Genomic DNA, 5,957 nt, shown 5'->3' with positions numbered 1-5,957 from the left:
CGTTCACGGCGCATTGCGGGCTCCGGCGCTGGCGCGCGCCGGCAGCCGCCCGTCCCGGGGCGGGCCCGTCCTTGTCGCAGTTGCGGGATTTTTTGCATCGGTACCTTCAACCGCTCGCCCAATTCATACTATACCGCAATATGGCCAGTTTGGGGTTAAAGTCAGAGGCTTAGCGGCTACCATCCGGACCGGCCGGCGGCCTGTCTTCGAACATGGTAGCTCATATGCGTTGCCTGCCCTAAAAAACAAGCCTACCTACCTTCTCCGGCAGAAAATGAGGTCTTCTCCATGTCCACCCGCGCCGACGATCTGATCGACCGCCGCCGTCTCAGACGCAAGCTGACTTTCTGGCGTGTACTGGCTTTTCTCGTCATTGCACTGGCGCTCGTCGTATCCGGGCGCTGGCTGTTCGGCGAGCGGCTGGGTGTGGCCGCTGCGCATATCGCCCAGGTGCGCATCGAGGGGACGATCACCGAGGATGACGAGCTTTTGGAGCGGCTCGACCGCGTTCGCGAATCGGCGGCCGTGAAGGGGGTCATCCTCACTATCGATTCGCCCGGCGGCACGACGGCCGGCGGCGAGGCCATCTTCGAGGAGATCCGCCGCGTGGCCGAGGAAAAGCCGGTTGTCGCCCAGGTCGGCACCCTGGCGGCGTCCGCTGGCTACATGATCGCCAGCGCCGCCGATTTCATCGTCGCGCGCCAGTCCTCCATCGTCGGCTCCATCGGCGTCATCGTCCAGATCCCGAACATCACCGGCCTGATGGACAAGGTCGGCGTCACCATGGAGGAGGTCAAATCGTCGCCGCTCAAGGCCGAGCCGTCGCCCTTCAACCCGACGACGGAGGAAGAACGCGCGATGCTGCGGGCCATGGTTCTCGACAGCTATGACTGGTTCATCGGCCTGGTAACGGAGCGCCGCCCCCTGTCGCGCGGCGAGGTGACCGCGCTTGCCGACGGTTCCGTCTTTACCGGCCGCCAGGCGCTGGAGCGCAAGCTGATCGACGCCGTGGGCGGCGAGCGTGACGCCAAGCAATGGCTGGTCGAAAGAGGCGTCGACGCGGATCTCGACATTATCGAGTGGAAAGCGGACGATTCCGCCGGCTCGTGGTTCCTGCCACAGATCGCTTCGAACTGGGCGGCGCGCCTGCTCGGCCTGCCGCAGGATGGCGCGTTTCTTAGCCGGATCGGCGCCGAGCGCATGTTCCTTGACGGTCTGCTGTCGGTCTGGCAACCTGAAAATACCCACGTGCCGGATTGAAAAAACAAGAAAAATCATGTTCATCCACGGGCAGTCAAAGCGGCGGTAAGAGACCATGATCAAGTCCGAGCTTGTGCAGACCATTGCCAATCGCAATCCGCATCTGTTTCTGCGCGACGTGGAAAACATCGTGAACGCTATCTTCGAGGAGATCACGGAGGCCCTCGCGGAAGGAAACCGCGTGGAATTGCGCGGCTTCGGCGCTTTCTCCGTGAAGAACCGCCCTGCGCGCATGGGACGCAATCCGCGTACCGGGGAATCGGTCTATGTCGAGGAGAAGTGGGTGCCGTTCTTCAAGACAGGCAAGGAACTGCGGGAACGGCTGAACGCGGAAGACTAGAACGGACCACGACACAACAGCGGGCAGACGCGCGACGCGCAGGATGATGCCCGTCGCCATCTCAAGCAACCGGGAGCCTGCATGTTCAACCGCATCGTGATTGCGCTGGTTTTCATACCGCTGGCGGTTATCCTGATCGCGTTGGCGGTGGCCAACCGCGCGGCCGTTCCCTTCACGCTCGATCCCTTCAATCCCGGCAATCCCGCCCTGTCGGTCGAGCTGCCGCTTTTCGTCTATCTCTTCGCCGCCATCGTCATCGGCATGATTGTCGGCAGCATTGCCACCTGGTTCCGACAGGGGCGCTATCGCCGCATCGCCCGCGAACGCACGCAGGAAGTGGAACGCCTGCGCGAGGCCGAGCGCCAGCGAAGCAGGGCCGTCGCTTCGCCCACGGATCTGTGAGCCTGACTGCATGATCACCATCACCGCGAACGACGTCGACAACTGTCTTACCTATGCAGGTCTGGTGGACACGCTGCGCGAGGCCTTCCGGGCCGGCGCCGTGCAGCCGGTGCGCCACCATCACACGATCGAGCGGGCCAAGGGCAGCGCCAGCACGCTCCTGCTCATGCCGGCGTGGAACGATTTCACCTCGGGGGAGGGCGATGGCCATATCGGCGTCAAGATCGCCGCCGTGTCGCCGGACAACAACGCAGCAGGCCTGCCCGCCGTCATGGGCGTCTATCTTCTATTGGACGGCACCACGGGCGAGCCGCGCGCCCTGATCGACGGTCAGCGCCTGACCCTTTGGCGCACGGCCTGCGCCTCGGGCCTTGCCACCGCCTACCTGGCGCGCAACGACGCCTCGCGCCTGCTTCTCGTCGGCGCCGGCGCGCTCGCGCCGCATCTGGCCCGCGCGCATGCCAGCCAGCGGCCCATCCGCGAGGTGACGATCTGGAACCGCACGCCGGCCAACGCCGAAAAGGTTGCCGAGACCCTGCGCCAGGAAGGGATGGACGTGAAGGTCACCGACGAGCTCGATACCGCCATCGGCCGGGCCGATATCGTCAGCTGCGCCACGCTCTCCACCGTGCCGCTGGTGCGTGGCAGCCTGCTGCGCCCCGGCACCCACGTCGATCTTGTCGGCGCCTTCTCCCCGACCATGCGCGAGAGCGACGACGAGACGCTTTCGCGCGCCTCCGTCTTCGTCGACACCCGCGCCGGCGCTACCAAGGAGGCGGGCGACATCGTCCAGGGCATCGCATCCGGCGCCCTGACCGCGGATGACATCAAGGCCGACCTGTTCGAACTGACGCGCGGCGAACATGCGGGGCGGCAGAACGCGGACGAAATCACCCTCTTCAAATCCGTCGGCGCGGCGATCGAGGACCTTGCCGCCGGCATTGCCGTCTATCGCGCCTTCATGCCCTGAGCGGCGGCGCGTTGCGCCTGTCCGGACGCTGTGGCAGAAGCGGCGCGAGGTCGGAATGTGGAGCCCTTGTTGAAGCCTTCAGGTGCAAAGCAACGTCAGCCGCGCCGCCCGCGCGAGCCTAAGCGCGGCAGCCGGCCCGCTGCCGCCGGTAAACGGCAAAACGAGCGCCGGCCGGGGCCGCTGCCGGAGGAGCGCCTGCCGCTGATCCTCGAAGTGCTGCCGGGCGAGGACTACACGCTTCTGGATTCGGGCGCCGGCCGCAAGCTCGAGCAGTACGGGCCCTATCGCATCATCCGTCCCGAGAACCAGGCCATCTGGCAGCCGGCCTGGGGCGAGGCGGAATGGGAAAAAGCGGACGCCGTCTTCACCGGCGACACGGACGAGGAGGGCATCGGCCGCTGGCGCTTTCCCGGCACGGCGCTCGGCGAGACCTGGCCCATGCGCCATGACGGCATCGCCTATCTCGGCCGCTTCACCTCCTTCCGCCATGTCGGCGTGTTTCCCGAGCAGGCCACCCATTGGGCGCATATGGAAGGCCTGATCGAGGAGGCGCGCCGCCCGGTCAAGGTGCTCAACCTGTTCGGCTATACGGGGCTTGCCTCGCTGGTGGCCGCGCGCGCAGGTGCCCAGGTGACCCACGTCGACGCCTCCAAGAAGGCTGTCGCCTGGGCGCGCGAGAACCAGGAGGTCGCCGGCCTTTCCGACCGGCCGATCCGCTGGATCTGCGAGGATGCGGTGAAGTTCGCCGAGCGCGAAGCGCGCCGCGGCAACGGTTACGACATCGTCCTGCTCGATCCGCCCGCCTACGGGCGCGGCCCGAAAGGCGAGGTCTGGCAGCTCTTCGAGCATCTGCCGGGCCTGGTCGAGACCTGCCGCGCCATCCTGTCGCCGAAGCCGCTCGCGGTGGTTTTGACGGCCTACTCCATCCGTGCCTCCTTCTTCGCCATCCACGCGCTGATGCGCGACCGTTTCGCCGGCATGGGTGGCCGCGTCGAATCGGGCGAGCTCGTCATTCGCGAGAAGTCCGCCGGGCGCGCGCTTTCCACATCGCTTTTCTCCCGCTGGGTGGCGCGATGACGGAGCGCGATTGGGAACGGCGGGCACCAGGCCGGGTGAAGGAGGTGACAAGCCTTTCCAACCCCCTGGTCAAGGACATCAGAGCGCTCGCGCTCAAGAAATATCGCGACCGCGAGCATGTCTTCATGGCGGAAGGCTTGAAGCTTGTTCTCGACGCCTTCGACGAAGGCTGGACCATCCGCACCCTTGTCTATGCCAAGGCCGGTCGCGGCAACACCGCCGTGGAGAAGGCCGCCGCCCGCACCGTGGCTTCCGGCGGCCTGGTGCTGGAGGTCAGCGAAAAGGTTCTTTCCACCATTACCCGCCGCGACAATCCGCAGATGGTCGTCGGCGTTTTCGCGCAGCGCTACCGTGCACTCGGCGAGATCCGCGCCGCCGAAGGGGATGTCTGGGTGGCGCTCGACCGCGCACGCGATCCGGGCAATCTCGGCACCGTCATCCGCACTGTCGATGCGGTCGGCGCGCGCGGCGTCATCCTGGTCGGCGAGTGCACGGATCCCTTCTCGCTGGAGACCGTGCGCGCCACCATGGGCTCGCTGTTTTCAGTGCCGCTTGCGCGCGCCGAGCCGGAGGCCTTCCTGTCCTGGCGCAAGGACTTCCCCGGCCTCGTCATCGGCACGCATCTGAAGGGCTCCGTCGACTATCGCGCGATCGAATACGCCGGCCGCCCGGTGCTCCTTCTCATGGGTAACGAGCAGCAGGGCCTGCCCGACCGGCTGGCGGAGACCTGCGACCGCCTCGCGCGCATTCCCCAGGCGGGGCGCGCCGATTCGCTCAACCTTGCCGTTGCCACCGGCGTGATGCTTTACGAAATCCGCCGCAAAGTCTTGCCCATGGCGGCCCCGGAGACCGGTCCATGAAGCTGCGCAAGCTCGTCCCCTATGGCGCCGTTGTCCTGCTTGCCGTGGTGCTCGACCAGGCGATCAAGTTCGTGATCGAGGCGCGCCTGCCGCTGCACGAGGGCATCGACCTTCTCCCCTTTCTGGCGCTGCTGCACTCGCGCAATACGGGCGTCGCCTTTTCCATGTTCTCCGGGGTCGGCGGCTTGTGGCTGAGCCTGGCGGTGCTCGGCGTCATTGCCTTCATCGCCGTTCTGGCATTCCGTACGGAAGCCACGCAGCTCTTTGCGCGCGTGGGTTTCGCCCTCATCATCGGTGGGGCGCTCGGCAATCTCATCGACCGCGCGCTGCGCGGTTTCGTCGTCGACTACGTCTATTTCCACACGCCGGTCTGGTCGTTCGCGATCTTCAACCTGGCCGATGCCTTCATCACCGTCGGCGCCGGGCTGGTGATCCTGGACGAGGTGCTCGCCTGGCGGCGCGGCAGGAAGGCCAAGGAGTGAATCGGCCCGACCGGGCCCGTCGAGCATTGACCTCCTGCCCCTGCCGCCCCACAGTTCATGACTACCGCAAGCTGGAGGAGCGCCATGAGCGACCGTTTCAAGGCCGTCCTGATCACCCGCGAGGAGGGAAAGGACCAGACGGTCGACTTCGTCGAGATGACCGAGAACGAGTTGATGGACGGTGACGTGACGGTCGCCGTCGAGGCGACGACGGTCAACTACAAGGACGGGCTCGCCATCACCGGCAAGGCACCAGTCGTGCGCCGCTTCCCCATGATCCCGGGGATAGATTTCGCCGGCACCGTCACTCGATCCGACCATCCGGACTGGGCGGAGGGCGACAAGGTCATCCTCAACGGCTGGGGCGTGGGCGAGACCCACTATGGCGCCTATGCGGGCCGCGCGCGCGTCAGCGGCGATTGGCTCATTCCCTTGCCGGAGAGCATGAGCGCGCACGAGGCCATGGCGATCGGCACGGCGGGCTACACGGCCATGCTGTGCGTCATGGCACTGGAGCGGCATGGCATCACGCCTGACCGCGGACCGGTCGTCGTGACCGGCGCGAC

The 5,957-nt window shown here is 66.3% G+C and carries 8 protein-coding genes; all 8 read left to right on the top strand.

Translation table 11 applies throughout. The features are described from left to right. Positions 1–288: 288 nt before the first annotated feature. Entirely contained in the window at positions 289–1,260 is a 972-nt protein-coding gene (gene sppA, locus ACFP9U_RS23260) for a signal peptide peptidase SppA (protein WP_378625102.1), read from the top strand. A gap of 55 nt (positions 1,261–1,315) precedes the next feature. Beyond that, positions 1,316–1,600, top strand: a complete 285-nt coding sequence (locus ACFP9U_RS23255) for an integration host factor subunit beta (protein WP_322451034.1) — start codon at positions 1,316–1,318, stop codon at positions 1,598–1,600. Between the two features lie 81 nt (positions 1,601–1,681). Continuing rightward, positions 1,682–2,002: a lipopolysaccharide assembly protein LapA domain-containing protein gene (locus ACFP9U_RS23250; protein WP_322451033.1), complete on the top strand. Its 321-nt coding sequence runs from the start codon at positions 1,682–1,684 to the stop codon at positions 2,000–2,002. 10 nt (positions 2,003–2,012) lie between these two features. Continuing rightward, entirely contained in the window at positions 2,013–2,972 is a 960-nt protein-coding gene (locus ACFP9U_RS23245; RefSeq protein ID WP_378625100.1) for an ornithine cyclodeaminase family protein, read from the top strand. 69 nt (positions 2,973–3,041) lie between these two features. Continuing rightward, positions 3,042–4,049 (top strand): class I SAM-dependent methyltransferase, encoded by a 1,008-nt coding sequence (locus tag ACFP9U_RS23240; RefSeq protein WP_378625099.1) that lies wholly within the window; start codon positions 3,042–3,044, stop codon positions 4,047–4,049. Next, positions 4,046–4,909 carry a TrmH family RNA methyltransferase gene (locus ACFP9U_RS23235; protein WP_378625097.1) on the top strand — a complete coding sequence of 288 codons (864 nt, stop codon included), beginning with the start codon at positions 4,046–4,048 and terminating at the stop codon, positions 4,907–4,909. The genes ACFP9U_RS23240 and ACFP9U_RS23235 overlap by 4 nt, the downstream gene beginning before the upstream one ends. Further along, complete coding sequence (gene lspA / locus ACFP9U_RS23230) at positions 4,906–5,391, top strand: signal peptidase II (protein WP_378625096.1); 486 nt, start codon at positions 4,906–4,908, stop codon at positions 5,389–5,391. Before ACFP9U_RS23235 ends, lspA begins: the two co-directional genes overlap by 4 nt. An 84-nt stretch (positions 5,392–5,475) precedes the next feature. Next, positions 5,476–5,957 (top strand): alcohol dehydrogenase catalytic domain-containing protein (locus ACFP9U_RS23225; protein ID WP_378625094.1); only part of this gene is annotated, 482 nt, incomplete at its 3' end.

The sequence above is a fragment of the Nitratireductor sp. GCM10026969 genome, assembly GCF_042660605.1.
Lineage (GTDB): Bacteria > Pseudomonadota > Alphaproteobacteria > Rhizobiales > Rhizobiaceae > Chelativorans.
This window is presented reverse-complemented; position numbering and strand designations above follow the sequence as displayed.

What these genes read in the sequence shown, in the direction of transcription:
- sppA (WP_378625102.1), top strand. Translation starts at nt 289, where the DNA reads ATGTCCACCCGCGCCGACGATCTGATCGACCGCCGCCGTCTCAGACGC.
- ACFP9U_RS23255 (WP_322451034.1), top strand. Translation starts at nt 1,316, where the DNA reads ATGATCAAGTCCGAGCTTGTGCAGACCATTGCCAATCGCAATCCGCAT.
- ACFP9U_RS23250 (WP_322451033.1), top strand. Translation starts at nt 1,682, where the DNA reads ATGTTCAACCGCATCGTGATTGCGCTGGTTTTCATACCGCTGGCGGTT.
- ACFP9U_RS23245 (WP_378625100.1), top strand. Translation starts at nt 2,013, where the DNA reads ATGATCACCATCACCGCGAACGACGTCGACAACTGTCTTACCTATGCA.
- ACFP9U_RS23235 (WP_378625097.1), top strand. Translation starts at nt 4,046, where the DNA reads ATGACGGAGCGCGATTGGGAACGGCGGGCACCAGGCCGGGTGAAGGAG.
- lspA (WP_378625096.1), top strand. Translation starts at nt 4,906, where the DNA reads ATGAAGCTGCGCAAGCTCGTCCCCTATGGCGCCGTTGTCCTGCTTGCC.